This is a genomic window from Paracidovorax sp. MALMAid1276 (assembly GCF_049198005.1).
In the GTDB taxonomy this organism is placed as follows: domain Bacteria; phylum Pseudomonadota; class Gammaproteobacteria; order Burkholderiales; family Burkholderiaceae_C; genus Acidovorax.
Genome location: NZ_JBMIRS010000064.1, coordinates 1 through 25,173, shown reverse-complemented (window position 1 = coordinate 25,173; position 25,173 = coordinate 1). Strand labels below are relative to the sequence as shown.

The window sequence follows — 25,173 nt, the reverse complement described above, 5'->3', positions numbered from 1 at the left end:
CCCGCGCCAGTGCTGGGTTTGCGTACCGCCAGTTATTGCACTGAAAACGAGGGGACCCCAGAACAGGCGACGGTCCACACCAGCGCTGGCACTTGGCAGGTGTTGCCATAACGGGAAGTCCAGCCGATGAATAGCCAATGCCTCTTTGGGGGGCTGGCGTTGGAGTTTTCAATATTTCGATAGTTCTTGTATTATGGATAAATGAACGACTCAGCCGTTGTCCGATCGCTCGCAGCCCTTGCACAGGAGGTGCGTCTGCGCGTCTTCCGAGTGCTCATCGTGGCTGGCCAGGAAGGCCTCACACCGGGTGCGATCTCCGAGCAGTTGGGGGTTGCTCCCAACACCCTGTCATTCCATCTCAAAGAACTGAGCCATGCCGGCTTGGTCAGCCAGGAGCGCCAGGGTCGAAATCTCGTCTACCGAGCCTCGTTCGAGACCATGACCGAGCTGCTGGCCTACCTCACTGAAAACTGCTGCCAGGGCACCGCCTGCCTCCCCGAAGAGGCGACCTCCTGCAATTGTTGAACGGCTGACCCGAGCCGCATCAGGCCAACCGCCTGTGCGCAGCTGCGCCCAGCCTCTGCAAAACCACCCTCAACCCGGAGTTCACCATGAGCGAAACCCCACAACCCCTGAACGTTCTCTTTCTTTGCACGCACAACTCGGCGCGCAGCATCCTGGCCGAGGCCCTGCTCAATGACATGGGCACCGGTCGGTTCAAGGCCTACTCCGCGGGGAGCAGTCCGCGCGCCAACCAGCAACCCAACCCCCTGGGCCTGCAGGTGCTGCAAAGCGCTGGCATTTCCACCGAAGGCCTGCGCAGCAAAAGCTGGGATGAATTCGTCGCGCCCGACGCGCCCCAGATGGACCTGATCATCACGGTCTGCGACAACGCTGCGGGCGAGGTCTGCCCCATCTGGCCGGGCCACCCCGCCACGGCGCACTGGGGTTATGCGGACCCCAGCGAAGGTGACGGCACGGACGAGCAGAAGCTTGAAGCTTTCCGCCAGACGCTGCACGCCATCAAGCGCCGCTTGGAACTGCTGGTGAGCCTGCCTGAGGAGAAGCTCGCCAAGACAAGCCTCCAAACCACGGCCCGACAACTGGTTGCGAACTGAGGACGCGATGCAGAAATCCAGCATGAGCGTTTTCGAGCGCTATCTCACGGTGTGGGTGGTGCTGTGCATCGTGGTGGGCATCGGCCTGGGCCAATTCTTCCCTGGTGCAGCCCGCACCATTGGCGCATGGGAAGTGGCCCGTGTGAACATTCCGGTAGGCCTGCTCATCTGGGTGATGATCATCCCGATGCTGCTCAAGGTGGACTTCGCCGCGCTGGGCGAGGTGCGGCACCATGTACGAGGCATCGGGGTCACGCTGTTCGTGAACTGGCTGGTCAAGCCGTTCTCCATGGCCTTCCTGGGCTGGTTGTTCATTCGGCAGTGGTTTGCCCCGTACCTGCCGGCCGAACAGCTCGACAGCTACATCGCCGGGCTCATCCTGCTGGCCGCCGCCCCATGCACGGCCATGGTGTTCGTGTGGAGCCGCCTGACCGGAGGCGACCCGCTGTTCACGCTGTCCCAGGTGGCGCTGAACGACAGCATCATGATCGTGGCGTTCGCGCCGCTCGTGGCTTTCCTGCTGGGCCTGTCGGCCATCACGGTCCCTTGGGACACGCTGCTCACTTCGGTGGTGCTGTACATCGTCATCCCGGTGGTGCTGGCCCAGTGGCTGCGGCGTATTCTGCTGGCGCGGGGCCAGGCCACGTTCGATGCCTCGTTGCAGCGCATCGGCCCCTGGTCCATTGCCGCGCTGCTGCTCACCCTGGTGCTGCTGTTCGCATTTCAGGGCGAGGCCCTCCTGCGGCAACCCGTGGTCATCGCATTGCTGGCCGTGCCCATCCTGATCCAGGTGTTCTTCAACTCGGCGCTGGCCTACTGGCTCAACCGGCTGTTTGGAGAGAAGCATGCGATTGCCTGTCCCTCGGCATTGATCGGTGCGTCCAACTTCTTCGAGCTGGCCGTGGCCACCGCCATCAGCCTGTTCGGGTTTCATTCGGGGGCAGCACTCGCCACCGTGGTCGGCGTGCTCATCGAGGTGCCGGTCATGCTGCTGGTGGTCAAGGTCGTGAACTCATCCAAAGGCTGGTATGAATCCTGAGCTTCCCAACTTCGACAGGGACGGATCGAACATGCCCTTTTTTCTTTCCCGCCATCTCTTCGTCCTGGTCGCTGCGGCCAATGTGGGCATTTTTGCTGCCGTTCACCATGCCGGCGGCCCTCTGGAAATCGCGGTGTTCGCGCTCTCTGCAACGACGTTGCTGCTGGCCAGCGTGTTGGAGCGCTACTTTCCCTACCGCGCCGCCTGGAACCGATCCACTGGCGATGCTGCCACGGACTGGGCCAGCGCTGCCACGATGGTGGCCGTGGTGGAGCCGCTGCTCAAGCTGCTGGGTGCCCTGGCCATGGTGGCGGTGTACGGGCACAGCGGAGCCGAAGGCTCGGGAGGGCTGCAGGGCCTGCCGTTTGGGCTGCAGGTCGTCCTGGCGGCGCTTCTGATCGAGCTGGGAAAATACGGGTCCCATCGGCTGCACCATGAGGTCCGCTCTCTGTGGTGGCTGCATGCGATGCACCACAGCAGCAGGCGTCTTTACGCGCTCAACAACCTGCGGTTTCACCCCCTCAACCATGTGGTCAACTTCGCGTTGTCCATGCTGCCGGCCATGCTGCTCGGGTTCTCTGCCGAAGCGATCCTGGCCTATCTGGCGGTGTCCCAGCCGGTATTGATGCTCCAGCATGCAAACCTGGACCTGCGCAGTGGCTGGGCCAACTACGTCTTCAGCACCAACGAACTGCACCGCTGGCACCACTCCACAGAAAGCGCCGAGGCCGATGCGAACTTCGGGAGCGCGTTCATCCTCTGGGACCAGGTCTTCGGCACCTTCCGATACCAGCCAGGACAGAACGATCCGGCGCAGGTCGGGCTGTTCTCGTCCACCAAGGATTACCCAGCGCATGCGGGCTATTGGATACAACTCAAGTCCATGTTCACGCCCGATTGCTGCCGAGCCTGAGGTTACCCAACCAGCGTATTGGAGATGTCCGTTAGATCGCAGTATTTGGGGGTGACGCCTGCAATCATGGCGACAATGTCAGGAGAGAACTTGCAGTAGAGCCTCACTGGATTGTTCCAGACGCCAAGTACTGTTGATCCCTACTTAGCCCTCTGGCAGATGCCGTAACGCATTTTCCAGGATAGGTAGGCGGCAGAAATGCCTGGACTCGTGGCAATGCTCTGGGTGCAAGACCCCATCAAGATCCAGAGTATGCGCATGGCATATCTCCTTAGTCACCGACAGTCAATCAGGCGGTTCAGTGCACGTCTTGCGATGTGCCTTTACGCACCGCAGTTTCCGCTGCCTCCCGCAGGATTTCGCGCCCGCCATTCGCAGCGATACCAGCTACAACAACGCCGAGGATGAGGTCTGGGATGTTGGACCCCAACCACATGACCAAGATTCCGGAAAGCACGATGGCCCCATTGACGATGGAGTCGTTGCTTGTGAAGATGGCAGAGGCCTTAAAGTTCACGTCGTCGCCGCGATGGCGTCGTAGTAACCGCAGGCAGATCAGGTTCAAAGCTGCGTTGGCGGCGGCCATCGCCATCATCGCCGGGCCCACAGGCGCCTCGCCGCCGGAGAAGCGGCGCAGAACCTCCACCAGTAGTAGAACGGCAAGACCAATCAGAAGCAGGCCTGAAAGGCGTGCCGCCCGGACCTTCACCAATGCCGCCCGCCCAACCGCGTACAAGCTGACGGCATACACAGAAGCGTCAGCAAGGTTGTCGAGGCCTGCGCCCATCAATGCCGTGGACGAGGCCCAAACCCCAAATCCAATGCCAGCGGCGGATTGCCCTAGGTTGATAAGCAGCACCGTCAACAGGATTTTGCGGTCCGTCGCGTTACTCGCATCGAGGCCGCCCAGTTCGTCGTCATCAGTTTCTGCCATTACCCGCTCCTTCACTCTATAGTGACCTATAGCGACGTTGACCGGGACGCTGTCAAAGGGATCTGCGAGAGCGCCCCGCGCAACTCGGTCGCGTCCAGGATTTCTGACAAAACCCGTGGCGCAGCGTCACGGAGATAAAGAACATACAGCGGAACGCCGTTGCGTCCGAGAGATGCCAACGCTGCTGTGATGGCGGGATCGCGCAGTGTCCAGTCGGCCCTCAGCAGCACAACTCCTCTGGCGGCTAGATCGGCCAGCACCTTAGGATCCTGCAGCACTGTCTTCTTGTTGTACTGACACGTGACGCACCACGCCGCAGTGAAATCGACAAACACCGGTTGCCCGTTGGCCAGCAGTTTTTCCACACGGCCCGGCTCCCAGGCCTGCCAGTCCACGTCTCTTACTACAACCGAGCGTTCCGGCCGCCCGCTAGCGATCTGCCCAGCAAGCAACCAAACAAATCCCGTCGTCCAGGCCAGAGCGATCATGCCTACGACCAGTCGCGCTTGACCAGACAGGCCTAAGCTCCATACAAGCATTGCCGTGGCGATCAGCAGTACCAAGAGCGCGCTTACCGCATCGATCCCACTTTGCTGTCCCAGCACCCAGGCAAGCCATGCGACTGCGGCAAACATGGGGTAGGCCATCAGCTTGCGAAACGTGACCATCCAGGGGCCAGGGCGCGGCAGCAGGCGCGAAACGGCCGGCACCCAACTGGCCACGAGATACGGCAAGGACATACCTAACCCCAGCGCCGCAAAGATCAACAATGCTTGCGCGGCAGGCAGTCCTATTGCGAACCCCAGCGCCGCGCCCATGAACGGCGCGGTGCAAGGAGAGGCCACCACCACCGCAAGAACACCGGAGAGCAAGGAGTTCAGTATGGGGTGGCTGCTCTGCAGCGACGCTATGCGCGAGGGGAGAAGTTGGCGAAACTCGAACATTCCAGCCAGGTTCAGGCCGATCAGTGTGAACAGCACGGCCAGCGTCGCGACGACTCCAGGAAGTTGCAACTGAAAACCCCATCCTAGCTGTTGTCCTGCCCCGCGAAGCCCTACGACGAGCAAGCCCAGAGCCGCGAATGACGCAACGACGCCGACGGCATACGCCGTCCCGTCCAGGCGACGTGCGCGCTGGCTTGTAGCATGTTGGGTAAAGCCAAACACCTTAATCGCAAGCACCGGGAAGACGCAAGGCATCAGGTTGAGTATCAGGCCGCCGAGCAGAGCACTCAGCAATGCGGCCCAGAGCGTGAGTCTGCTGCCTGAAGCCGCAGCCGCTGCGTTGTTGCGCAGAGCCTCCTGCAGAGCCGGCGAGATAGTGGTCGCAGCGCTGACCGCAGGCCAGGCTCCTTGCACTTGCGCGTCGATGCTCCAGCCATCGTTTCCGTGAGTGAGCACAATAGGCATCACCTGCGGACTGTGACTGCGCTGAGGCGACAGGGGAACCCGAGCCGTCCACACCTCGCCATCCCATGCTTGGGTCCATTGTGCTGAAGTCTCGATCACCTCCGCGGTTTCAGGGAAAAACTCCAGAGGCTTTCCTTTGAGCGCTGCGGGCAATCCGCGTACCTGAAGCCGCAAGGCAGCGCCCTCGATGGTCACAAATGCCGGTCCCGCCAGCTCTTTTGGCTGTGCGGCGAAGCTCGCCTTAAACGCGGAACCGTGCAAGGCCGTCGCGCTCCTGGCAGGAATGGAAAGAGAGAACTCCCCCTCCTCTGGGACACACTCCTTACGGCAGACCAGCCAGCGTGCCTTGAGCTTGACGACCAGCGCTGCGCCGACCAGCGAGGGCTTGAAGTCGGGCGCGATAGTGAGCGGCACCGGCAGCAGCACCGTATGCTCGTAGCCGTAGTTGATCAGCGTACCGATCGGATATTTGCGCGGAACCGGCCAGGCAATCTCACCGGCACTCACACCCGCCGGCAAATCCCATTCGAGGCGGGTAGGCAGGCCCGAGTCGCCCGAGTTCTTCCAGTACGAATGCCACTCGGGTTGGTGCGCGAGCTGCAGGCCAACCCACACGGGTTTGCCGGGCTCCACACCATCAGGCGCATGGGCCAGCAACTCGGCGCGAGTGCGTTCGGTCACCACCACACTTTTGCCCCCACCTTGAGCCCATGCCACACCACTGCACAACAAGAGCAAAAGCGTGAGGAGAGTGGTGGAGATCAAGGCAAGGCGCGCAAACATGAATCAAGGGGTAGATGCGGTGGCGGGATGCGCACCGTCTAGCCGGACTATACGTGCTCCTCAATGCAAAACAGACAGCAGCCTGGAGTTGCGGGAGGGTTCTACATCTCTCGCTTGACTCTACTTCTACTAGAGGGTTTCCAATGCTCGCCGGAGCTTTCTGGAGACAGAAATGAACACGAGAGAATTGCCACTCATAGACGCTGCCGTTCGCTACGGGAGCTATCCGCTGGTTGTTGGGGCGACGGCCGTGGTACTTTTCGGCGGTCTGGCTGCTGGGTGGCCGTACTTCCCGACAGTGCCGCTGATAGTCGCTGCAGCGCTGGCCATCGTCGCGCTGCTGGAGCGGAAACTGCCCTTTCACGCGGCCTGGAAGTGGGACCACGGTGACAGGGTGTGTGACGTGATCTACGCAGTGGAGAACCTGGCGATGCTGCTGGCGGTCCATGGCATCGTCGCGGCTCTGGCGTCGATGTGGCCGTCGGGGACCGCTTGGCTGGATCAATGGCCCTTGTGGGCACAAGCGTTTGCCGTTGGCGTGGTTCTCGACTTCAGTTTGTACAGCGTGCACTGGCTCAGCCATCGAGTTACTTGGCTTTGGTGTTTCCACGCCATTCATCACAGTTCCGAACGCCTTTACTGGCTCAACGGCGAACGGCGCCATCCTTTGCATGCCGGGATGATGGCCGCTCCGGGCTTGGTTGCTGTGGTCCTGATAGGCGCGCCGGCTCTGGCCGTGGGCACCTGGCTGGGCCTTCTGGCCGTGCATCTGGCGTTCCAGCATTCCAACCTGGACTACCGGGTTGGGCCGCTGCGCTTTGTGCTTGGCGCGGCAGAAGTCCACCGCTGGCACCAGTATGAAGACGCCCAAGTCAACTTCGGGGAGTTCTGGATGATATGGGACCACCTGTTCGGTACCTTCCGTCTGCCCAAGCAAAAGCTGGGCGCCGACGAGGTGGGCTCGAAAGAGGCCATCTTCCCAATGAACTGCGGAGCCCAATTGATGTATCCGTTCCACATCCCCGCCCCGGAAACTACCGCCGCGCTCGCTTTGGCCCGATCCGCGTTCCAGCGGGAGACCAAGCTGGCGGTTTCTTGCGAAGTTGAGGGCAATCTGGGGGCGGCTTGGCGCGCGCTCGAACTCGGCCACATCGTGTCGCAGCCCTACCTAAGCCTGCATCTGCGCAGCCACGTCGCCATGCTCGGCTTGGCCTGGAGGACACGCAATGTTCAGGAAGCTCTAGCTCAATTGATACGGATTGCCTTGGCGCCAGTTGGTCATGCCCTCGGTCGAACGCCGCCGCAGAACGTCGGCACGGCTAGATTTTGTGTCCTGGAACACGGCACTTGGCCGCACGAACTGGACCCGGTATCTCTCCGGCGCCAGGAGTGAAGTCTCGACGGCAACCGACTTAAAAGCATCGAGGTCCAAGTCCTCATCAACCTGGAGTAGTTCCTTGTGGCAGCCATACACTCTTCGCGACGCGGCACATACACCTCAAGCTGTCTCGGCGAGGCTATTGAGAATCCCGCATTCGCGGACAGTGCGAGCGCTATCGCAGGTGCGGCGCAAATTCAGCAACTCGCGCTCCAACTCCCGAAGTTCCTTCATCTTGACGCGCACTTGCACGATGTGAGAATCGACTAGTGTGTTCACTTCGGCACAATCCAGCTCGGGATGATCTCGAAAATTCAATAGCTGGCGAATCTCCTCCAGCGTCATATCCTTGGCCCGGCAGCGTCGAATGAACAGCAGCCGTTGCAGATGGACATCCTCGTATAGCCGAAAGTTGCCCTCGCTGCGCGCGGGCTCATGCAGCAAGCCTTCGGATTCGTAAAAGCGAATGGTCTGCACCAGGCAATCCGCTTTCTTTGCCAGTTCCCCGATTCGCAGCATGGTCTACCCCCGCAAAAGCCTTGATTCTACATCAGCTAGAGGGTGTCCAATGACACCACAAGGCAAAAACCCTTTCCTAACAGAGCCATTCCATGAACCAAGACCAATCGAGTTCCTGCGGCTGCTCCAGCCAGCAGGCGGGCTGCGGCACGGTGCAGCCCGCCATTGAAACCACTGTCTTCCATGTGAGCAACATGGACTGCCGCAATGAGGAAGCCCTGGTGCGGCGCACGCTGGAAGGTATGCCCGGCGTCCAGCGGCTGGAGTTCGATCTTGCTCATCGCAAATTGACAGTGCACCACAGCGACGTCATCGCCGACATGCTTGAGCGGTCCCTCAACGCCGTGGGCATGAAGGCGCAGGCTGTCCGGGATGAAGTAGTCCTAACGATCTACCGCATCGAGAACATGGACTGCCCGAGCGAGGAAAAGCTAATTCGCTCGCGCTTGGGCGGGGTCCAGGGAGTGCAGGATCTGGACTTCGACCTGCGTGAACGCACTCTGGCAGTAAAACACGTTGCCGAGGCGCGCACGCAGATGGAGCAGGTCCTCGCATCGATTGGCATGCACGCGAAGGAGCGGTGTTCTGCTGAGGATACGGCGGTAGCCGCCGTATCCTCCCAAGTCTCGCCAGCCCAGTCCGCCGCAACCTCTTCCTCTGCTGCGTCAGGAGAGCGGGTGACGTATCGCATCGAGAACATGGACTGCCCGACAGAAGAAGCGCTGATCCGTGACCGGTTGGGCAAGGAGCCAGGCATAAATGCGCTGGACTTCAACCTGATGCAACGCGTGCTGGGCGTGCAACACACACTTGCTTCCACCGAACCTATCGAGAAGGCGCTGGCATCCATCGGGATGCGGGCTGAGCGGCAAGGCCTGCAAGCCAGCACCACGGTGCTGCGAATTGGCAAGATGGACTGTCCTACTGAAGAGGGGTTGATCCGAGGAAAACTACAGGGTATGCCCGGCGTGCAGGGCTTGGACTTCAACCTGATGCAGCGTACCCTCGCCGTACGTCATGCGCCCGATGCGATCAAGACCATCGTTGAGGCGATCGAGTCGCTGGGCATGGAAACCGAGGTGCAGAAGACGGACGAACCTCGTGACCAGACGGCACCTGCACCCAAGACTCCATGGTGGCCAATGGCAGTGTCCGGCATTGCTGCCGTGCTTGCGGAGGGGGTGTACTGGGCCAACGACGGAAACCACTGGGCGGTGGTGGTACTTGCGCTGGTCTCCATCTTCACAGGCGGTCTCAGCACCTACAAGAAGGGCTGGATCGCTCTGAAGAACTTCAACCTGAACATGAACGCCCTCATGTCCATCGCGGTCACGGGCGGGATGGCGATCGGCCACTGGCCCGAGGCGGCCATGGTGATGTTCCTCTTCGCGCTCGCCGAGGTGATCGAAGCGAAGTCGCTGGATCGCGCGCGCAATGCAATCCGCGGCCTGATGGACCTCGCGCCGGAAACCGCGACCGTGCAGCAGGCAAATGGGAACTGGATGGAAGTGACAGCCAAATCGGTTACCAAAGGCAGTCTTGTGCGGGTCCGGCCTGGCGAGCGGATTGCCCTGGACGGCGTCATCAGCGCAGGCCGCTCGACCATCAACCAGGCGCCTATCACCGGGGAGAGCCTGCCTGTCGAGAAGGCTGAAGGCGACCAGGTGTTCGCCGGCACCATCAACGAGACCGGTTCGTTTGAGTACAAGGTGACTGCGGGCGCCGGTGATTCAACGCTTGCGCGCATCATCCATGCGGTGGAGTCTGCCCAGGGCAGCCGCGCACCCACGCAAAGGTTCGTGGATCAGTTCGCCCGCGTCTACACGCCAGCGGTGTTCGCGGTCGCGGTGCTGGTGGCCGTGGTTCCTCCGCTCGCTTTCGGCGGCGCCTGGTTCGATTGGATCTACAAGGCCCTGGTGCTGCTGGTGATCGCCTGCCCCTGCGCGCTGGTGATCTCTACGCCCGTGACCATCGTCAGCGGCTTGGCCGCTGCCGCTCGCCGCGGCATCCTCATCAAAGGCGGCGTCTACCTGGAGGGAGGACGCAAGCTCAAGGCGTTGGCGCTGGACAAGACCGGCACGCTCACCCATGGCAAACCCGAACAGACCGACTTCGTGCGGCTGGGTAGTGGGGATGTCGCAGCATGGGCTGCCAGCTTGGCCGCGCGCTCGGACCACCCCGTCTCGCAGGCGATTGCTCGCAAGGCGGATCGTGACGGCGTTCCGTTGCTCGAAGTGAACGACTTCGCAGCGCTGCCCGGACGCGGTGTTCGAGGGCGCGTTGAAGGCCGCGTGCTGCATATGGGCAACCACAGATTGGTGCAGGAGCGCGGCTTGAGCGAGGCGGCACTGCAATCCCAACTTGAGGCGCTTGAGCGCCAAGGCAAGACTGCCGTGCTTTTGATGGACGACGTGTCGGTCCTCGGGTTGTTCGCGGTGGCCGATACGGTGAAGGAAACCAGTCGTGAAGCCGTGGCGGACCTTCAGGCCCTGGGCGTGCGCACCCTCATGCTGACCGGCGACAACCAGCACACGGCACAGGCGATCGCGGCACAGGTCGGGATCTCCGAAGCGCGCGGCGCCCAGCTTCCTGAGGACAAGCTCAAGACCATTGAAAGCCTTGTAGGCGGCGAAGGCCAGGTCGGCATGGTGGGCGACGGCATTAACGACTCGCCTGCGCTGGCGCGCGCGGACATCGGGTTCGCCATGGGTGCTGCGGGTACAGACACTGCCATCGAAACGGCGGACGTTGCTCTGATGGACGACGATCTGCGCAAGATTCCCACCTTCATCCGGTTGTCACGCAGCACGGCCGCCATCCTCACGCAAAACATCGTGCTGGCGTTGGGCATCAAGGCCGTGTTCCTTGCGCTCACATTCACCGGACACGCAACCATGTGGATGGCCGTGTTCGCGGACATGGGTGCTAGCCTGTTGGTCGTCTTCAACGGGCTGCGTCTGTTGAAGCTCAAGGCGTGATGTCACGACATGCAGGGGCCTGACACCGCTACGCAGTGGCTCGGACACTGGCTGTATGACTGGGGCGGTGCCAACACGTATCTTCTGCTCGCCACTCAGCGCCTCTGGCCGAACGGCCTAGTGTGGGTGCCCGAGTTGTTGAGCGCGGTGGGCAGTTACTGGGGCGCGCCGACGGTTGTGATCCTGATGCTGTTCTGGGCGCGAGTGCAGGTTCCGCATGCGAAACCTCTCGTCGCAGTGGGGTTGTGCAAGTTCATGTTTGGATTGGGACTTGCGCTGGCCGCCGCAGCCCTTGCCAAGGCTGTGTTTGCGCTTCCACGCCCGTTCGTCGAGTTAGGCGCGGGGGTCTACCGAGCTACTTCGGCTCCCGACAGCCGCTACACGTTGCCCAGCGGCCACGCGGTCTACATTGGCGTCCTGATCTCTGCGCTTTGGCCTCTGCTGCGCAGATACAGCCGGATTGGCCTGTTGGTGTTAGGAGCGGCAGTGGGCTGGTCGCGCGTGGTGCTGGGTGCTCACTTCCCGGTCGATGTGGTCGCAGGGTATTTGTTGGGTTGGGCCTGTGTAGCCTGCATCACCCCGTGCTCGCAACGCCTTGCACTACGACGGTCGCGGGCCCAGCCGATAGATTTCCGAACCGAAATGAAGCAATGAACTATTCCTATCGCAAAGCACATTGGTATTCTTTGGCGTCCGTCGTATTCGTGGGTGATCAAGCCGCAAAGACTTATATCGATGTCGCCTGGCCTTTGGGGTGGGCTTTCGAGGTCACGGGCTTCTTTAACTTGGTCCACGTGCTCAATCCCGGTGCCGCTTTCAGCTTCTTAGCAGGCGCCGGAGGCTGGCAGCGATGGTTCTTCCTTGCGATCGCGCTCGGAGCCTCGTTGTGGCTCATACGGTTGCTGTCACGCCCGCTGCGCAGGCTGGAGGCGCTCTCTTACAGCCTCATCCTGGGCGGTGCGCTCGGCAACGCCTTTGACCGCGCCATACGCGGGCAGGTTATTGATTACCTGGACTTCCACGCGGGCGGCTGGCACTGGCCAGCGTTTAATATCGCCGATACGGCGATCGTTGGCGGAGCGATCGCGCTGGTGCTGCTGTCGCTGATGAGCGCGGACAAACAGCCGGCCCCCAAAGAGGCTCGCTGAACAGGCAACCCCTACTGATATGGCCACTGCGCACGAAATCGACTTGAAGCAGGCAGTCCAAAGCATCCGAGGATGCAGCGTTCAAATCGTTGCTCCTGTGCGCGGCGTGCCCACCGCATCCCTCAAGGTCAAGATCGCCCTTCTGCAAAACAAGCTTTTCTCCCCATCGGGAGCAGCTTCTACCGAGGGTTCGGCGAGGCGCGGCGGGCCGCGCGTTCGGCATTGTGACAACCGTCATGCTCACCCTCGTCCTTCTCTCCCTGAGCCGTGTGGCGCTTGCCACAAGGGCGGGTTTTCCATGATCCGATTACTGCTCGCCATCGTCGCAGTCGCCATGTTTCTGACCGGCTGCATGAATTCTTCGGCCGCGCCGCAGACCACGTTCACGCTGCTGGACGGTTCATCCCGAACCACGTCCGACCTGCGCGGCAAGGTGGCGTTGATCAACTTTTGGGCCACCAGTTGCAGCACTTGCGTCGCGGAGATGCCTTTGTTGGTCAGCACCCACCAGAAGTTTCGCGGCCGAGGGTACGAGACGATTGCCGTTGCCATGAGCTACGACCCGCCAACGTACGTCGTCAATTTCGCGCAGACGCGCAAGCTGCCGTTCGCCGTCGCCATCGATAACACCGGGGTGGTGGCCCAGGCGTGGGGCGATGTCAAGCTCACGCCGACCACCTTCCTCGTCAACAAGCGTGGTGAGATCGTCAAGCGCTTCGTGGGCAAGCCTGATTTCGCCGAACTCCATCGACTCATCGACCAACTGCTCGCCGAGAGCTGAGCGTATTCATCCAACCATTCGGCTATGACTCCCATGAAACGACGCACCTTCTGCACCCTCGCTGCCATCCCGATGATCCTCGGCGCCCACACTGCTGCGCGGGCCCAGCAGCAGTTCTTGCCAGGCAGGCATTTCCTGGATGTCTCGCCGCGGCAACCAACCAAGGACGCCAGGCAGGTGGAAGTGCTGGAGTTCTTCGCCTATAGCTGTTCGCACTGCAACGCGTTCGAGCCCGCCATCGACGCCTGGCAGAAGAAGCTGCCGCGCGATGTTCTCTTCCGGCGAATCCCGGTCGCGTTCCGCGAGGAACTGGTCATCCACCAGGAGCTGTATTTCGCCATCGAGGCCATGGGCCTGGTCGAGCAGCTGCATCCCAAGGTTTTCCACGCGATGCACGGGGAACGTCAGAAGCTGGCTTCGGCGGCGGAGATTGCCGCTTTCGCCGCTAAGCATGGAACGGACGGCAAGCGCCTGGTGGACACCATGGCGTCATTCGGAACCACGGCCAAAGTAAAGCAGGCCACCGCGCTGGCCAGAGGCTATGACATCGAAGGCACACCCTCGCTCGGGATCGACGGGAGATGGCTCACCTCGGGCTCCATGGCAGGCACAAATGAACGGTCGCTGCTGGTGGCCGAGCACCTCGTGGCTTCGGCCAAGAAGGCGCGCTGAGCGCCTCGTTGCAATCGCATTCCTGAGATGAACGCCAAGACGCTCACCCTGACCCTCAACGAGGGATACTTCGTCGGCCGCACATGGTTCGACTGGTTCTTCGCGATCGCTGCGCTTGTCGGCGGCGGGATTGCTCTGCTGCGGTATGGCGCCTTCATGGACCCTTACGAAAAGGCCATCCTGGCCGGCTGCATCCCTGCCGCCATCTGGATCGGTTGGTTCTGGAAGCCTCTTCGAGTCCTGATGCTGGCCGTGGCGGGCATCTCAGTCATGGCAGTCGTCTCCTATGGTGGCACGCTGGAGCGGGCCGAGACCGCCTTTTGGTTGAAGTACTTCTTCTCCAGTCAGTCGGCCATTCTTTGGATGAGTGTCCTGTTCTTCATGAGCACGGCCTTCTATTGGATCGGGACGCTCGCGGGGTCGGGCCGGGGCGGCATGCAGCGCGTAGGCACCGGCATGACCTGGGCCGCAATCGGCATGGGACTGATCGGCAGCTTCGTTCGCTGGTACGAGAGCTACTTGATTGGGCCGGATATCGGCCACATCCCAGTGAGCAACCTGTACGAGGTATTCGTCCTGTTCTGCTGGATGACCGCTGCCTTTTATCTCTACTTCGAGGACCGGTACGAGACGCGAGCCATGGGCGCCTTCGTGATGCTGATCGTCAGCGCGGCGGTGGGATTTTTGCTCTGGTACACCCTCGCGCGCGAACAACACGAAATCCAGCCGCTCGTGCCGGCGCTGCAGAGCTGGTGGATGAAGGTGCACGTACCGGCCAACTTCGTGGGTTATGGCACGTTTGCGCTGTCGGCGATGGTGGCGTTCGCCTACCTGATCAAACAGCAGGCCGCGGAGACGAAGTGGTACAAGCTTGCTCCACTGTGGCTGCTGGGTGTCGCGCTTTGCTTCGAGCCGATCGTGTTTCGCAAAGGCGCGGGCGGTGGGTCCTTCTGGTCGATTTACTTCGGCGTGTCGGCGCTGATCGTTGCCGGCATCCTCATGGGCCGACAACGGATCTCGCGCCAGCTGCCACCGCTGGAGGTGCTCGATGACGTTATGTACAAGTCCATCGCGGTCGGCTTCGCGTTCTTCACCGTCGCCACGGTGCTCGGCGCCCTGTGGGCTGCGGAGGCCTGGGGCGGTTACTGGAGCTGGGATCCAAAAGAAACCTGGGCGCTGATCGTCTGGCTCAACTATGCGGCGTGGCTTCACATGCGTTTGATGAAAGGGCTACGCGGCACGGCCGCAGCTTGGTGGTCGCTCGTTGGTTTGGCGGTGACTACGTTCGCGTTCCTCGGCGTGAACATGTTCCTTTCAGGATTGCACAGCTACGGCTCGCTTTGAGGGAAGAGTCATCGGAGGTCGGTGTTTGACACTGTCTCCCAGGCGGCCCTGCGCCGCTTCCAATACTGTCGCATCCGTTGGCCGCCACGAGTCCCGGCCGAAAGCTGTGAGAATGTGACAACGCGAACTTCGGCCGCATCAGGCCAGCTAGGGGCGGATATGTCCTTCAATGCAAGACGGCAGCCACGCAGGTGCGTCATGCCAGCTTTTGGCTGTACCGCGTGGGTCGTGAGCCCGTGGCCAGCAGCGCGCGCTGCCGCCGCATTGGAGTCATGCCTCCTTGAGCAGCTTGCGAACATCCGAAGCCAGTGCTTCGGGGTCCAGGCCGTACCTGGCATAGAGCCTGACACGGCCGCGCGGATCGAAGATATAGGTGACCGCCGAGTGCTCCATCGCATAGGCAGTTGGCGTCTTGCCCTCTATTTTCTTGTAGTGGATCTTGAATTCCTTCGTCACCTCGGTAAGCTGCTTCTCGTTCGGCACCAGCGCCAAGTGCTGCGGGTCGAAGTTGCGCATGTAGGCGCGAAGCACTTCGGGCGTATCCCTCTGTGGATCGACGGTGATGAAGATCACCTGGAGTTTGTTTCCGTCGCTTCCGAGGAGCTGCTTGACGCGCGTCATCTCGCTCAGGGTCGTCGGACACACGTCGGGGCACTGGGTGAAGCCGAAGAACACCGCGACGACGTGGCCCCGAAAGTCGTTCAGTTTCCGGGCTCGCCCGGTATGATCGACCAGCGAAAAATCGCGCGCATAGGCAGCACCGGTGATATCGACGCTCTTGAACTCACGGCTTGGCCCGGGCAGCCAGAACGCGAGCCCTCCGGCAGCGAGCGCAGCGCCCCCCGCGATCAGCAGCGCGCGGCGTGGAACAGGTGAACCGGGCCTAGTCACGGTGCGACTGCGCCTTGTGGATAGGCACGATCCATCTCCTTGCGCACCAAGATCTTCAACTCGTCGGCGCCGAACTGCTTGAGCGGTCGGCCGTTGACGAAGAACCCTGGTGTGCGTGTAACACCAAGTGTACGGGCATCCGCAAGGTCTTGTTCCAGCCGGGCACGCACGGCTGCAGATGCCGCGTCTTCGCGCGCCTGGCGCAGGTCCAGGCCGGTGCCGTCGAGGATGTCCCAGATCAACTCAGGGCGAGGGTTGTGGTCCGCCCCCCAGGTGCCTTGCTCGCGCAGCAGCCGACGGGTCACCGGCCAGAACCGATTTTGCAGCCGCGCAGCTTCCATCACTGCAACGTATGCGCGCGGCGAACCCATGTTGACAGCTGTCGGCGGCCGTGGCTGACGATCAGATGGCGTCGGGTTGCCAGCGATGCGGCAGCAGTTCCTCGATCTGGTTGGCCTTGTGCGTGGGTAGCCGTGTGAGGACGTCGTTGAGGTAGGCATACGGGTCATGCCCATTCATGCGCGCTGACTGGATCAAGCTCATGACGGCTGCCGCCCTCTGGCCGGCGCGCAGACTGCCGGCAAACAGCCAGTTGTTGCGACCGATGGCAATGGGCCGGATCTGGTTCTCGATCCAGTTGTTGTCGATCGGTAGCTGCCCGTCATCGACGAACCGGGTGAGCGCCACCCAGCGCCGCAGGCTGTAGTCCAGCGCCTTGGCCGTCGTCGATCCCTCGGGCACCTTCTGGCGCTGCAGCAGCATCCAGTGGTGCAGCGCGTCGAGCACCGGCTGGGTGTGCCGCTGGCGCATGGCCTTGCGCTCGTCGGCGCTGAGTGCCTTGACCTCACGCTCGATGTCGTAGACCTTGGCAAACTGCTGCAGCGCGAACTCGGCGATCTGGCTTTTGTTGGCCGCGTGCAGGTCGAAGAACTTGCGCCGTGCATGCGCCAGGCAGCCGACCTCCGTTACGCCACTGGCGATCAGCGCCTTGTAGCCGCTGAAGTCGTCACAGGTCAGGCTGCCCCGCCAGTCACCCAGGAAGGCCCGCGCATGGTCACCGGCGCGCGACTCGCAGAAGTCGTAGACCACGGCCTTCATGTCCTCAAACGCCCCCGGGGCGTAGGCCCAGAGGTAAGCCCGGTGCGTCTTGCCGTTGCCGGGCTTGAGCATCTGCACCGGCGTCTCGTCGGCGTGCAGCACGCGGTGCTGGAGCAGCTTGGCCTTGAGCGCATCCACCAGCGGCTGCAACCGAACCCCGCAGGTGCCTACCCACTGTGCCAGGGTCGATCTCGGGATGGCCAGACCGGCACGCCCAAAGATCGCTTCCTGGCGGTACAGGGGTTGGTGGTCGGCGTACTTGGCCACCAGCACCTGGGCCAGCAGCCCGGTGGTGGGGATGCCCTTATCGATGATGTGAGCGGCCACCGGCGCCTGGACGATGGTTTCGCACTGGGCACACGCCCACTTCCCTCGGATGTGGCGCTCCACGCTGAACACCCCAGGCACGTAGTCCAGCTTCTCGGCCACGTCCTCGCCAATGCGCCTCATCAGGCAGCCGCATCGGCAGGTGCTGGATTCGGGCTCGTGGCGGATCTCACGCCGGGGCAGGTTCGCGGGCAGCGGCAAACGCTTGGGCTGCTTCTTCTCTTGCGGGGGTGTCGCTGCGAACTCCTGCTGCAGCGCGTCGATCTCGCTGGCCACGGCCGCCAGGTCGGCCTCGATCTCGTCTTCCAGCAGGCTCTTTTGTTCGGGGTTGAAGCGCTCGGACTGGGCGGCGAACTTCATGCGCTTCAAAAGCGCGTTCTCGTGCGTGAGCTTCTCCAGCAACGCACCCTGGTGGCGCAGTTGTGTCATCAGGCGCGCGGTCATCTCGCGCAGTTGCTCGGCGCTCAGATGCTCCAGGGATTGCGGCTCCACCACCATGGTGATGACTGTGCCCGCGCCGAGCCAAGCACGCCATTGGCGCGTGCCCCAATTGGCAAACGCCAAGGGCTGCGGGACAGTCAGACCACGGAGATGACGCCGCCGTCGGCCAGGCGCTGCCAGGGCAGGCCCATGACCAGCGCATCAAGCTGTTGGCGTTGCAATTGCAGATTGGCGCCACCAGCCAGGGGCCAGATGAACTTGCCCTGGTGCAGCCGGCGCGCGGCTAGCCAGATGCCGATGCCGTCGTGCACCAGGATCTTGATGCGGTTGGCGCGTTTGTTGGCGAACAGATAGGCGTGGTGGGGGTGTGCAGCGCCAAAGACGGCAATCACCCGCGCCAGTGCCGTGTCGGTGCCGGCGCGCATGTCCAGTGGGGTGGTGGCCAGCCAGGCCGCCTCAATCCGGATCATGGGCGGGTCACCTGAGCCAATCCTGCAGCCAGTCGGAGCAGGAGGCGGCCGCCTCGACAGGCCAGTTCACCGTCACGACGCCTGCGCCACGCCGGATCTCGACGCGAATGTCAGCGCAGCCGCCAGGAGCCGACCGAACGGGTGCGGCTTGCTCAACCTGCGGCGGGGGCAGGTTCAACGCGATGAACGGATTGACCGGTTTGGCGGGTGGCGACGCCGCGTGCTCACGCAGCCAGCGATGGACGATGTTGGCGTTGATGCCGTGTGCCAAGGCTACCGCCGCAATCGAAGCGCCGTCCGTTCGGCACTGCGCCACGACCTGCGCCTTGAGCTCTGGGCTGTAGTTCCGTCGCCTGGGGTTTGGAGCGATCGCCTCGCTCGACATAGTGTGCATGATCTCCATCGTGCACACGATGCCTGCTCGAACGGGCTATCTCAAGATGGGTTCACCGCGCGCATACACTGCAACGGCGGTATCCGCTCCAGAATGAAACGGCGTGTAGCGCACCACCAGCTGCACCCGGCCGCCGCTCGAATCGATGATGTCCTTGACCAGCGGATAGAAGGCCCGGCAGGTTTCACATGCGGGATCGAGGAACTCGACGATGCGCACCTTTGCGGCCGCTGGACCGTAGGTGGGTGAATGGGGACGAACGAATATTGAATCCGGCTGGGCCGCCAGTTCGACCAGCCGCCGCTCCTCCAGCCAAGAGTAGCCAAACATCGCCGCCACGAAAGCCAACACAAGTGCGACTGCGCTGGCGGTCATGATGCTGTGCCGGTTCATGCGCGTACCCCCTGGCGATGCGCCGCGACCAGCAGGCCAATGATCAAGGTGAAGGCGAGCAATGACATCAGCGGGATGGTGAGGAAGCCGATCAGGCGCAGATCCACGTCCGCACAAGACATGCCCTTGCTGCAAGGCTGCAGATTTTCTGGAATCCAGCCCGTGTACAGCAGGAAGTGATAGCCGGCCGCCAACCAGCCGGCGGCGGAAAGAAGCAAGCCTGAAAGCACGGCTCCGGCGTCCTGGCGGTACACCCCGACACCCAAGACGGCAACCAGCGGAAACATCCCGATCCGCTGGTACCAGCACAGCACGCAGGGCTGCAGATGCATCACCTCGCTGAAGAACAGACTGCCGAGCGTAGATGCCAGGCTGACCAGCCATGCGAGCAGCAGCAAGGTCCATGCGGTATGAGGCAGGGCACGTGCAGCACCAGGGGTAGCAATCGCTTGTACGGTAATCAGGACGACTCCTTCAAATGAAACAGGATGAGTTCGATGGCCGGTTTTTGGTCCCAGGCGGCAGCGCCCGATAGCCGGCCGATCTCACGGCCCCGCGCGTCGATCAACAGCGTCGTAGGGACCGTGGTCACAGCCAGGGTGCTCAATGCCCGCCCCTCGGTATCCGTGAAAGCCTGGAGCGTGGTGGCATTGATCTGCCGCAGAAAGGCTTCGGCCTTTGCCGGCGAGTCAAGCGCTAGCGTCAGTACAGCGAACTTTTCGCTCCCCAGCCGCGCGTGCAATCGGTCTAAAGCGGGCATTTCCTCGAGGCAGGGAGGGCACCAGGTCGCCCACAGGTTCAGCAGGATGACCTGTCCGCGCCATTGCCTCAGGCTGGTCGGCTTGCCTGCGGGGTCGGAGAAACGCAAGTCCGGCAGGTCGCGTGGCTTCGCCCATCGCTGAAACTTCTGCCCGCCCAGGTCGACACTTTCTGCGGCTTCGGGCTGCTGAATCGAGCCTGCGCCGACGGTGGACGCGACTGTGCCTTCCATTCGCTGGCGCACGAGGACACCAAGGAAGGCAAAGGCTACCAAGGTGACAACAACAAGGGAAACTCTCAATGATCGAGACATAGATCTGCCGACAATTGGAAAACCTCTAGTGGGTGGAGAGTCAACGCCCAGGCCAAATCCCTTCGAAAACTGCAGACCAATGCCTCGGAAGACAGTTTTTCAGGCGAACATCCGTCCTCATTCGCGTATACAAAACAGGGGAAAAAGGAGCAAGGCATGAGTGAATTTGACGTAGTGATCATCGGCGGCGGCCCGGGCGGTTACCAGGCGGCCATCCGCGGAGCGCAGCTCGGGATGCGAGTCGCTTGCGTGGAGGACCGCCCGCGGCTTGGAGGCACCTGCTTGAACGTGGGCTGCATCCCCTCCAAGGCGTTGCTGGAGTCCTCCGAACGCTACCTGGAAGCGCGTACCGCTTTCGGCAAGCATGGCATCGCCTTCAGCGATTTGACGTTGGACCTACCCAAGCTGCTCGCGCACAAAGACGGCGTAGTGGACGAATTGGGTCGCGGCATCGACTTCCTGTTCGGCAAGCACAAGATCACGAGGCTGCTTGGCCACGGTCGTCTGGACGGCCCCGGGCGGATCGTGGTGCGGGGAGAGTCCGGCGCCGAGCAACATATCGCGGCCCGGCACATCGTGATCGCGACGGGCTCCACGCCGAGCATGGTGCCCGGCGTCCAGATCGATGAAGAGCGGGTCGTCTCGTCCACGGGCGCGTTGAGCCTTCCAAAAATCCCCCAACACTTGGTGGTCATTGGGGGCGGCTACATCGGCCTCGAATTGGGTTCCGTGTGGCATCGCCTCGGCTCCAAGGTCACCGTCGTCGAGTACCTGGACCGGATCACACCGGGCCTGGACACGGAAATGGCCACGCAATTGTTCAAGATCCTAAGCAAGTCGGGCTTCGGCTTCATGCTCTCCACGAAAGTCAATGGGGTGCGTCACGAAGCCGAAACGCTGCAGGTGGACATTGCCGCGGTGAATGCAGGCCCAGCGCCGCTGGAGCCTCTCTCATGCGATGCCGTACTCGTGAGCGTCGGCCGCAGGCCCTGCACAGACGGCTTGGCACTGGATACGGTCAACCTCAAGACGGACGCCAAAGGATTCATCCCCGTGGACTTGAAGACATTCGCTACCGAATCGCCCGGTGTCTACGCGATCGGGGACGTCATCGGAGGTGCGATGTTGGCGCACAAGGCCTCCGAGGAAGGAATCGCGCTCATGGAGATGCTGGCCGGGGAGAAGCCTCATGTGAACTACAACGCGATTCCGTCTGTGATCTACACAGCGCCCGAAGTGGCATCCGTTGGGCAGACCGAGGAGGCACTCAAGAGCGCGGGTACGCCGTACAAAGCGGGCCGCTTTCCGTTCGGCGCCAGCGCCCGCGCGAAGGCCAAGGCGCATACGGCTGGGCTGGTGAAAGTGCTGGCCCATGCCACCACTGACGAGATCCTCGGGGTCCACATCATCGGTCCGGAAGCCGGATCATTGATCCACGAAGCAGTGGTCGCGATGGAGTTCAAGGCATCGTCCGAGGACATTGCCAGGTGTTGCCACGCCCATCCGACGCTTCCCGAAGCCCTGCGCGAGGCCGCACTGGACGTGGAAAAACGGGCACTGCACATCTGAGGGCGCGCTGAGAGACACGCGCGCTTGGGTTGCGCGAGGATGCCGCAGGTGGTGTCCCCGAGACTGGCCGGTTAGCATCCGTCGCGCGGGCAGACAATTGGAACCGTCGAGCCCTATCTTGAATTCGCGCAACGCCCGAGCACCGAGCGCAGTGACGCAACTGCGGTGCTTCACTTTAAGACGGAATGGCGCGGGCTCCTACCGGCAACACCCGAACTCATTGCTGAGTTCCTCGCTGCGTTTTCGAACGGCTTGTCGGTAAGTGCCTTGGGGGCGAGTTTGGCCAGTTTGGCTCGCTGGCATCAGAACGTGGGCTTCCAGGTATAACGAAGGACCTCCGGTGATTTTCTGCATGTCGGCCTCGCACCGACAAAGCGGGAGGCGAATGGTCGGCCCCGTCTTTGAGAGGGCAGCAATGCAGCGCGCTCTACGTACCGTGCGCGCCGGTGCCCTCGGTGGGCATGTATCAAGATGGTCAGGGCAACACATGGGGCGGCAAAGGCACCTGCGGACGACCTGCCACACATCGTCAGATGTAAATCTGTCAAAAACGTAATCTCACGGCCACGCGTGAGTAGATGCCTGATTTCTAGACTTCTCCCCATAGCGCAACTATCGCGCTATCCGAACCGCCCAGACCGGGCGCTCGGCGCTATAGGAGATTTGAAATGAAAGTTCGCACCGCACTCATCATCGCCAGCCTGGCTGCCACCACCTCGTCCTTCGCTTCGTCCGCGTACCACGCAAGCCCGGTGCAGGAAGAAGGCGCGGTCTTCGCACCTGATCACCTGGGCAACACGGTGAGCCGCGAGACCGTGCAGAACACCGTGCTGGCCGCCCAGAAGGACGGCTCACTGCAATGGATCAGTCGAGGCTATCCAGCCACCTATCCACTGGTCAAAGCACCGACCTTGACGAAGACACGTGACCAAGTACAGCAAGAGCTTCAAGCGGCCAAACGCGCGCCGGTGACCGCTGACGGTATGCGGGACATGGGCGGCGAAGCCGGCTGGGTCAACGCCACACAGTTGCCTTGAAAGGCTACGGTCTTTCCCGGGTGCCTGAGTTCCCGGAAGTCCCCGTATTCACATCGCCAAATCAACCCAATCGATACCGCAAAGGAATTTTCATCATGAACCTGAAGACCGCCCTCATCGTTCTCTCGCTGGCTTCTGCTCCTGCATTTGCAGCCGATCCGCACACCTCTTCCAAGACACGCGAGCAAGTCCGTGCCGAACTGATGCAGGCACAGCGCAACGGCGACATGTTGGCGGCCGGTGAGTCAGGCCTGACTTTGAGGGAGCAAAACCCAGGCCAGTACCCAGCTGCTCAGATGCTCGCTGGCAAAACCCGGGCGCAGGTGACGGCCGAGTTGGCCGAGGCACTTCGCACAGGCGACGTCATGGCAGGCGGCGACTCGGGAGCAAAGCTCAACGAGCTGGCCCCTCTGCGCTATCCGGCTCCGGCCACTGTCGTCACCAAGAGCCGCGAGCAAGTCAAGCTCGAACTGGTACAAGCGATCCATGATGGCGAAATGGTCGCTCATGGAGAAGACGGTCGCACGCTCAATGAGGTTTTCCCGGATCGCTACGAAGCGCACCATAGCCACGCCTCGGCCTCCCCGGTGGGTGCGGCACCGCAGTTGTGAAGTCCTTGATTAATCGCATTCATGTGAGTTCTGCGGCGTAGCCCTTGTTACGCTGCGTGTAACTCGCCAGACTTGGGCACATGCTAGACTCAAAATGATGAGCCGCTTGATAGCTGTTTTTATGCTTGCGTTGCTACCGTTCCAGTTCAGCTGGGCTGCGGTGGCAAGCTATTGCATGCATGAGCGGACTTCTGCTCAGGCGCAGCATGTGGGTCACCATGAGCACAAGCACGAAACAGCTGACTTGCCCAACAAAGCAGAGCAAGGGCTCCAAGCAGCAGATACTTTTGATGTGGACTGCTGCCTTTGCCATGGCTTGGGTATCGGGGCGACCCATTTCTCCCCCATCAAGGTGACCTCCGCCATGCACGGCAATGTCGTGGTTCAGGTAGCTGCACCGTTTTCGGGGGTGGCGCCGACTCCTCCCGAACGCCCTCAGTGGCACTCCCTCGCCTGATCGGCGGGGGCATTCTTCACGCTTCAATCACTCGATCTGCTCCTGAGGGGCAGGCTAGGTTGCATTTGCAGCCTTGATTGACCGGTCGTCTGGTTGCACTTCAGACACCGCCCCGCCGATTCCTTCGTGTTTAGAAATCACTGGAGAATCGGATGTTCAAGGGTATTTTCGATCCAACAAAGTCGGACGGCTGGCGCGGCCACCGCAGAATCACAGAGGTTGCGTGCGCTGTTCTTGCGCTGCTGGCGCTGCCAGGCGGGGCGTTTGCCCAAGGGGCCGTGCCGCCCTTGTCTCCGACGAATTCAGACGCTGCCTCTCAAGGAGCCTCTGCAGCGTCTACTAGCGTGTTGTCCCTCTCCAAGGCCATTTCACTCGCCATGGAGGGCAATCCGGAGGTGGCCGCCGCGACGCGCCAGTATGAGGCGACAGAGGGCCAGGTTCTTCAAGGTCGGGCCCGCCCCAACCCTGAGCTGGCCTACTCGTTGGAGGATACGCGCGCCCAAACGCGGACACAGACTTGGCAACTGAATCTGCCCCTCGAATTGGGGGGGAAACGGGCTGCCCGGACAAAGGCTGCAGAAAAAGCGCGCGAGCAAGCTCAGGCAGAACTCTCTGAGCTTAAAGCCACGGTGCGAGCCAATGTTGTGGCAGCCTACTTTGACGCGCTGACCGCAAAAGAGCGACTGTCCCTGGCCAAAGACAGCGTAAGCCTCGCCAAATCGTCCACGGACACCGTCGGCAAGAGAGTGGCTGCGGGCAAAGTTTCCCCTGTGGAAGAAACCAAAGCCAAGGTGGCTGAAGCTGGCGTGCGGGTCGAGTTGGCGCAGGCCGCGAGCGAGGAACGCAATGCTCTGACTCGTTTGTCCGCCTTGCTTGGGAACAAGGGCACGGCGTTTGCCACGCTGGATGGCAAGGCAGACGTATTGCCTACGCTCCCAAGTCTTGCAGATCTGCAGTCACTTGTTTCTTCTGCCCCCGCAATCGTGCGTGCGCAGCTAGAGGTTGATCGGCGCCGTGCTTTAACGGAACTGGAGCAAAGCAAGAGAGTGCCGGACGTTACGGTAAGCGTTGGTGTTCAGCGCAGCAACGAAACACAGCGCAATGTGGCTCTCATCGGTTTGTCGGTCCCACTTCCTGTATTCGATCGCAATCAAGGCAACTTGTTGGAAGCCCTGAAGCTTGAGGACAAAGCCCGGGATGTTGATTTCCACGCAAACCTAACCCACCATTTCCATCTCAATCTGACCCACCCTGGTTCGTGAACTTCACGCTCACGTTGTGGATAAGTTCTTGGTCGCCTTCTCCTTCTTGGTGGTCTGTGGTGGTTGCTGTGCGGAGCTGTTCTTGAACCTGTAGCTGTCGTTGCCGGTTTCCAGAATATGGCAGTGATGCGTGAG

At 61.7% G+C, this 25,173-nt stretch carries 27 protein-coding genes and 1 pseudogene; 16 read left to right on the top strand and 12 right to left on the bottom strand.

What is annotated here, in order from left to right:
* Window positions 1-201: 201 nt before the first annotated feature.
* The 4 genes from ACOQFS_RS04020 (at window position 202) to ACOQFS_RS04005 (ending at window position 3,070) form a co-directional block, all read left to right on the top strand.
* The gene (locus ACOQFS_RS04020) at window positions 202-525 is read left to right on the top strand and encodes an ArsR/SmtB family transcription factor (RefSeq protein ID WP_421561658.1); all 324 of its coding nucleotides are present in this window, start codon (window positions 202-204) and stop codon (window positions 523-525) included.
* A gap of 86 nt (window positions 526-611) precedes the next feature.
* Window positions 612-1,118, top strand: coding sequence for an arsenate reductase ArsC (locus ACOQFS_RS04015; protein ID WP_421561657.1), 507 nt, complete (start codon window positions 612-614; stop codon window positions 1,116-1,118).
* 22 nt (window positions 1,119-1,140) lie between these two features.
* Window positions 1,141-2,157 carry an ACR3 family arsenite efflux transporter gene (gene arsB / locus ACOQFS_RS04010; RefSeq protein WP_421561656.1) on the top strand — a complete coding sequence of 339 codons (1,017 nt, stop codon included), beginning with the start codon at window positions 1,141-1,143 and terminating at the stop codon, window positions 2,155-2,157.
* 31 nt (window positions 2,158-2,188) lie between these two features.
* On the top strand, window positions 2,189-3,070 hold the full coding sequence (locus ACOQFS_RS04005) for a sterol desaturase family protein (RefSeq protein ID WP_421561655.1): 882 nt from the start codon (window positions 2,189-2,191) through the stop codon (window positions 3,068-3,070).
* Window positions 3,071-3,368: 298 nt separating this feature from the next.
* Here the strand turns inward: ACOQFS_RS04005 and ACOQFS_RS04000 are convergent, their stop codons facing one another.
* Together ACOQFS_RS04000 and ACOQFS_RS03995 are read right to left on the bottom strand one after the other, a co-directional pair.
* Window positions 3,369-4,004, bottom strand: a complete 636-nt coding sequence (locus tag ACOQFS_RS04000; protein ID WP_421561654.1) for a cation transporter — start codon at window positions 4,002-4,004, stop codon at window positions 3,369-3,371.
* Between the two features lie 26 nt (window positions 4,005-4,030).
* A complete protein-coding gene (locus ACOQFS_RS03995; RefSeq protein ID WP_421561653.1) occupies window positions 4,031-6,196 on the bottom strand; it encodes a protein-disulfide reductase DsbD family protein in 2,166 nt (721 codons plus the stop codon).
* Window positions 6,197-6,368: 172 nt separating this feature from the next.
* Here ACOQFS_RS03995 and ACOQFS_RS03990 point away from each other — a divergent pair, with 172 nt between their 5' ends.
* A complete protein-coding gene (locus ACOQFS_RS03990; RefSeq protein WP_421561652.1) occupies window positions 6,369-7,589 on the top strand; it encodes a sterol desaturase family protein in 1,221 nt (406 codons plus the stop codon).
* Between the two features lie 105 nt (window positions 7,590-7,694).
* Here the strand turns inward: ACOQFS_RS03990 and cadR are convergent, their stop codons facing one another.
* On the bottom strand, window positions 7,695-8,093 hold the full coding sequence (gene cadR, locus ACOQFS_RS03985; RefSeq protein ID WP_421561651.1) for a Cd(II)/Pb(II)-responsive transcriptional regulator: 399 nt from the start codon (window positions 8,091-8,093) through the stop codon (window positions 7,695-7,697).
* A gap of 92 nt (window positions 8,094-8,185) precedes the next feature.
* Here cadR and ACOQFS_RS03980 point away from each other — a divergent pair, with 92 nt between their 5' ends.
* The 6 genes from ACOQFS_RS03980 (at window position 8,186) to ccsB (ending at window position 15,016) form a co-directional block, all read left to right on the top strand.
* Window positions 8,186-11,071 (top strand): heavy metal translocating P-type ATPase, encoded by a 2,886-nt coding sequence (locus ACOQFS_RS03980; RefSeq protein WP_421561650.1) that lies wholly within the window; start codon window positions 8,186-8,188, stop codon window positions 11,069-11,071.
* A 9-nt stretch (window positions 11,072-11,080) separates the two neighbouring features.
* Window positions 11,081-11,725, top strand: coding sequence for a phosphatase PAP2 family protein (locus ACOQFS_RS03975; RefSeq protein WP_421561649.1), 645 nt, complete (start codon window positions 11,081-11,083; stop codon window positions 11,723-11,725).
* On the top strand, window positions 11,722-12,219 hold the full coding sequence (gene lspA, locus ACOQFS_RS03970) for a signal peptidase II (RefSeq protein WP_421561648.1): 498 nt from the start codon (window positions 11,722-11,724) through the stop codon (window positions 12,217-12,219). Before ACOQFS_RS03975 ends, lspA begins: the two co-directional genes overlap by 4 nt.
* 334 nt (window positions 12,220-12,553) lie before the next feature.
* On the top strand, window positions 12,554-13,000 hold the full coding sequence (locus ACOQFS_RS03965) for a TlpA disulfide reductase family protein (protein ID WP_421561660.1): 447 nt from the start codon (window positions 12,554-12,556) through the stop codon (window positions 12,998-13,000).
* A 33-nt stretch (window positions 13,001-13,033) separates the two neighbouring features.
* Window positions 13,034-13,672, top strand: a complete 639-nt coding sequence (locus ACOQFS_RS03960; protein ID WP_421561647.1) for a thiol:disulfide interchange protein DsbA/DsbL — start codon at window positions 13,034-13,036, stop codon at window positions 13,670-13,672.
* Window positions 13,673-13,699: 27 nt separating this feature from the next.
* The gene (ccsB, locus tag ACOQFS_RS03955; RefSeq protein ID WP_421561646.1) at window positions 13,700-15,016 is read left to right on the top strand and encodes a c-type cytochrome biogenesis protein CcsB; all 1,317 of its coding nucleotides are present in this window, start codon (window positions 13,700-13,702) and stop codon (window positions 15,014-15,016) included.
* 270 nt (window positions 15,017-15,286) lie between these two features.
* Here the strand turns inward: ccsB and ACOQFS_RS03950 are convergent, their stop codons facing one another.
* The 8 genes from ACOQFS_RS03950 to ACOQFS_RS03915 form a co-directional block, all read right to left on the bottom strand.
* Window positions 15,287-15,907, bottom strand: a complete 621-nt coding sequence (locus tag ACOQFS_RS03950; protein ID WP_421561645.1) for an SCO family protein — start codon at window positions 15,905-15,907, stop codon at window positions 15,287-15,289.
* Window positions 15,904-16,278 carry a DsbA family protein gene (locus tag ACOQFS_RS03945; protein WP_421561644.1) on the bottom strand — a complete coding sequence of 125 codons (375 nt, stop codon included), beginning with the start codon at window positions 16,276-16,278 and terminating at the stop codon, window positions 15,904-15,906. The genes ACOQFS_RS03950 and ACOQFS_RS03945 overlap by 4 nt, the downstream gene beginning before the upstream one ends.
* Window positions 16,279-16,309: 31 nt before the next feature.
* Complete coding sequence (gene tnpC, locus ACOQFS_RS03940) at window positions 16,310-17,830, bottom strand: IS66 family transposase (RefSeq protein ID WP_421561659.1); 1,521 nt, start codon at window positions 17,828-17,830, stop codon at window positions 16,310-16,312.
* A gap of 80 nt (window positions 17,831-17,910) precedes the next feature.
* Entirely contained in the window at window positions 17,911-18,243 is a 333-nt protein-coding gene (gene tnpB / locus ACOQFS_RS03935; RefSeq protein WP_421561643.1) for an IS66 family insertion sequence element accessory protein TnpB, read from the bottom strand.
* A gap of 7 nt (window positions 18,244-18,250) precedes the next feature.
* Window positions 18,251-18,646, bottom strand: a complete 396-nt coding sequence (gene tnpA, locus ACOQFS_RS03930; protein WP_421561642.1) for an IS66-like element accessory protein TnpA — start codon at window positions 18,644-18,646, stop codon at window positions 18,251-18,253.
* 27 nt (window positions 18,647-18,673) lie between these two features.
* A complete protein-coding gene (locus tag ACOQFS_RS03925) occupies window positions 18,674-19,030 on the bottom strand; it encodes a DsbA family protein (RefSeq protein ID WP_421561641.1) in 357 nt (118 codons plus the stop codon).
* Entirely contained in the window at window positions 19,027-19,428 is a 402-nt protein-coding gene (locus tag ACOQFS_RS03920) for a disulfide bond formation protein B (RefSeq protein ID WP_421561640.1), read from the bottom strand. Before ACOQFS_RS03920 ends, ACOQFS_RS03925 begins: the two co-directional genes overlap by 4 nt.
* Before the next feature lie 62 nt (window positions 19,429-19,490).
* Window positions 19,491-20,021 (bottom strand): TlpA family protein disulfide reductase, encoded by a 531-nt coding sequence (locus tag ACOQFS_RS03915; RefSeq protein ID WP_421561639.1) that lies wholly within the window; start codon window positions 20,019-20,021, stop codon window positions 19,491-19,493.
* A gap of 237 nt (window positions 20,022-20,258) precedes the next feature.
* On the opposite strand from ACOQFS_RS03915, the gene lpdA reads away from it, so the two are divergent.
* From lpdA to ACOQFS_RS03890, 5 genes are all read left to right on the top strand, one after another.
* Complete coding sequence (gene lpdA, locus ACOQFS_RS03910) at window positions 20,259-21,671, top strand: dihydrolipoyl dehydrogenase (protein ID WP_421561638.1); 1,413 nt, start codon at window positions 20,259-20,261, stop codon at window positions 21,669-21,671.
* A gap of 668 nt (window positions 21,672-22,339) precedes the next feature.
* Window positions 22,340-22,708: a hypothetical protein gene (locus ACOQFS_RS03905; RefSeq protein WP_421561637.1), complete on the top strand. Its 369-nt coding sequence runs from the start codon at window positions 22,340-22,342 to the stop codon at window positions 22,706-22,708.
* Between the two features lie 95 nt (window positions 22,709-22,803).
* Window positions 22,804-23,319, top strand: coding sequence for a DUF4148 domain-containing protein (locus ACOQFS_RS03900; protein ID WP_421561636.1), 516 nt, complete (start codon window positions 22,804-22,806; stop codon window positions 23,317-23,319).
* A 97-nt stretch (window positions 23,320-23,416) separates the two neighbouring features.
* Entirely contained in the window at window positions 23,417-23,776 is a 360-nt protein-coding gene (gene czcI, locus ACOQFS_RS03895; protein ID WP_110959626.1) for a cation efflux protein, CzcI family, read from the top strand.
* A 152-nt stretch (window positions 23,777-23,928) separates the two neighbouring features.
* Window positions 23,929-25,038 carry a TolC family protein gene (locus ACOQFS_RS03890; RefSeq protein WP_421561635.1) on the top strand — a complete coding sequence of 370 codons (1,110 nt, stop codon included), beginning with the start codon at window positions 23,929-23,931 and terminating at the stop codon, window positions 25,036-25,038.
* Between the two features lie 9 nt (window positions 25,039-25,047).
* On the opposite strand, the pseudogene ACOQFS_RS03885 reads toward ACOQFS_RS03890, so the two are convergent.
* A pseudogene (locus ACOQFS_RS03885) lies at window positions 25,048-25,173 on the bottom strand (ATP-binding protein); the annotation flags it as partial.

Bases quoted from the DNA above. Each gene is read 5' to 3' on its own strand.
- ACOQFS_RS03990 (WP_421561652.1), top strand. From the start codon at position 6,369: ATGAACACGAGAGAATTGCCACTCATAGACGCTGCCGTTCGCTACGGG.
- ACOQFS_RS03960 (WP_421561647.1), top strand. From the start codon at position 13,034: ATGAAACGACGCACCTTCTGCACCCTCGCTGCCATCCCGATGATCCTC.
- ACOQFS_RS03890 (WP_421561635.1), top strand. From the start codon at position 23,929: ATGTTCAAGGGTATTTTCGATCCAACAAAGTCGGACGGCTGGCGCGGC.
- ACOQFS_RS04015 (WP_421561657.1), top strand. From the start codon at position 612: ATGAGCGAAACCCCACAACCCCTGAACGTTCTCTTTCTTTGCACGCAC.
- ACOQFS_RS04005 (WP_421561655.1), top strand. From the start codon at position 2,189: ATGCCCTTTTTTCTTTCCCGCCATCTCTTCGTCCTGGTCGCTGCGGCC.
- ACOQFS_RS03945 (WP_421561644.1), bottom strand. From the start codon at position 16,278: ATGGGTTCGCCGCGCGCATACGTTGCAGTGATGGAAGCTGCGCGGCTG.
- tnpC (WP_421561659.1), bottom strand. From the start codon at position 17,830: ATGGTGGTGGAGCCGCAATCCCTGGAGCATCTGAGCGCCGAGCAACTG.
- ccsB (WP_421561646.1), top strand. From the start codon at position 13,700: ATGAACGCCAAGACGCTCACCCTGACCCTCAACGAGGGATACTTCGTC.
- lpdA (WP_421561638.1), top strand. From the start codon at position 20,259: ATGAGTGAATTTGACGTAGTGATCATCGGCGGCGGCCCGGGCGGTTAC.
- lspA (WP_421561648.1), top strand. From the start codon at position 11,722: ATGAACTATTCCTATCGCAAAGCACATTGGTATTCTTTGGCGTCCGTC.
- czcI (WP_110959626.1), top strand. From the start codon at position 23,417: ATGAGCCGCTTGATAGCTGTTTTTATGCTTGCGTTGCTACCGTTCCAG.
- arsB (WP_421561656.1), top strand. From the start codon at position 1,141: ATGAGCGTTTTCGAGCGCTATCTCACGGTGTGGGTGGTGCTGTGCATC.
- ACOQFS_RS03965 (WP_421561660.1), top strand. From the start codon at position 12,554: ATGTTTCTGACCGGCTGCATGAATTCTTCGGCCGCGCCGCAGACCACG.
- tnpA (WP_421561642.1), bottom strand. From the start codon at position 18,646: ATGGAGATCATGCACACTATGTCGAGCGAGGCGATCGCTCCAAACCCC.
- ACOQFS_RS03975 (WP_421561649.1), top strand. From the start codon at position 11,081: ATGCAGGGGCCTGACACCGCTACGCAGTGGCTCGGACACTGGCTGTAT.
- ACOQFS_RS03995 (WP_421561653.1), bottom strand. From the start codon at position 6,196: ATGTTTGCGCGCCTTGCCTTGATCTCCACCACTCTCCTCACGCTTTTG.
- ACOQFS_RS04000 (WP_421561654.1), bottom strand. From the start codon at position 4,004: ATGGCAGAAACTGATGACGACGAACTGGGCGGCCTCGATGCGAGTAAC.
- ACOQFS_RS04020 (WP_421561658.1), top strand. From the start codon at position 202: ATGAACGACTCAGCCGTTGTCCGATCGCTCGCAGCCCTTGCACAGGAG.
- cadR (WP_421561651.1), bottom strand. From the start codon at position 8,093: ATGCTGCGAATCGGGGAACTGGCAAAGAAAGCGGATTGCCTGGTGCAG.
- ACOQFS_RS03980 (WP_421561650.1), top strand. From the start codon at position 8,186: ATGAACCAAGACCAATCGAGTTCCTGCGGCTGCTCCAGCCAGCAGGCG.
- ACOQFS_RS03900 (WP_421561636.1), top strand. From the start codon at position 22,804: ATGAACCTGAAGACCGCCCTCATCGTTCTCTCGCTGGCTTCTGCTCCT.
- tnpB (WP_421561643.1), bottom strand. From the start codon at position 18,243: ATGATCCGGATTGAGGCGGCCTGGCTGGCCACCACCCCACTGGACATG.
- ACOQFS_RS03905 (WP_421561637.1), top strand. From the start codon at position 22,340: ATGAAAGTTCGCACCGCACTCATCATCGCCAGCCTGGCTGCCACCACC.
- ACOQFS_RS03925 (WP_421561641.1), bottom strand. From the start codon at position 19,030: ATGAACCGGCACAGCATCATGACCGCCAGCGCAGTCGCACTTGTGTTG.
- ACOQFS_RS03915 (WP_421561639.1), bottom strand. From the start codon at position 20,021: ATGGAAGGCACAGTCGCGTCCACCGTCGGCGCAGGCTCGATTCAGCAG.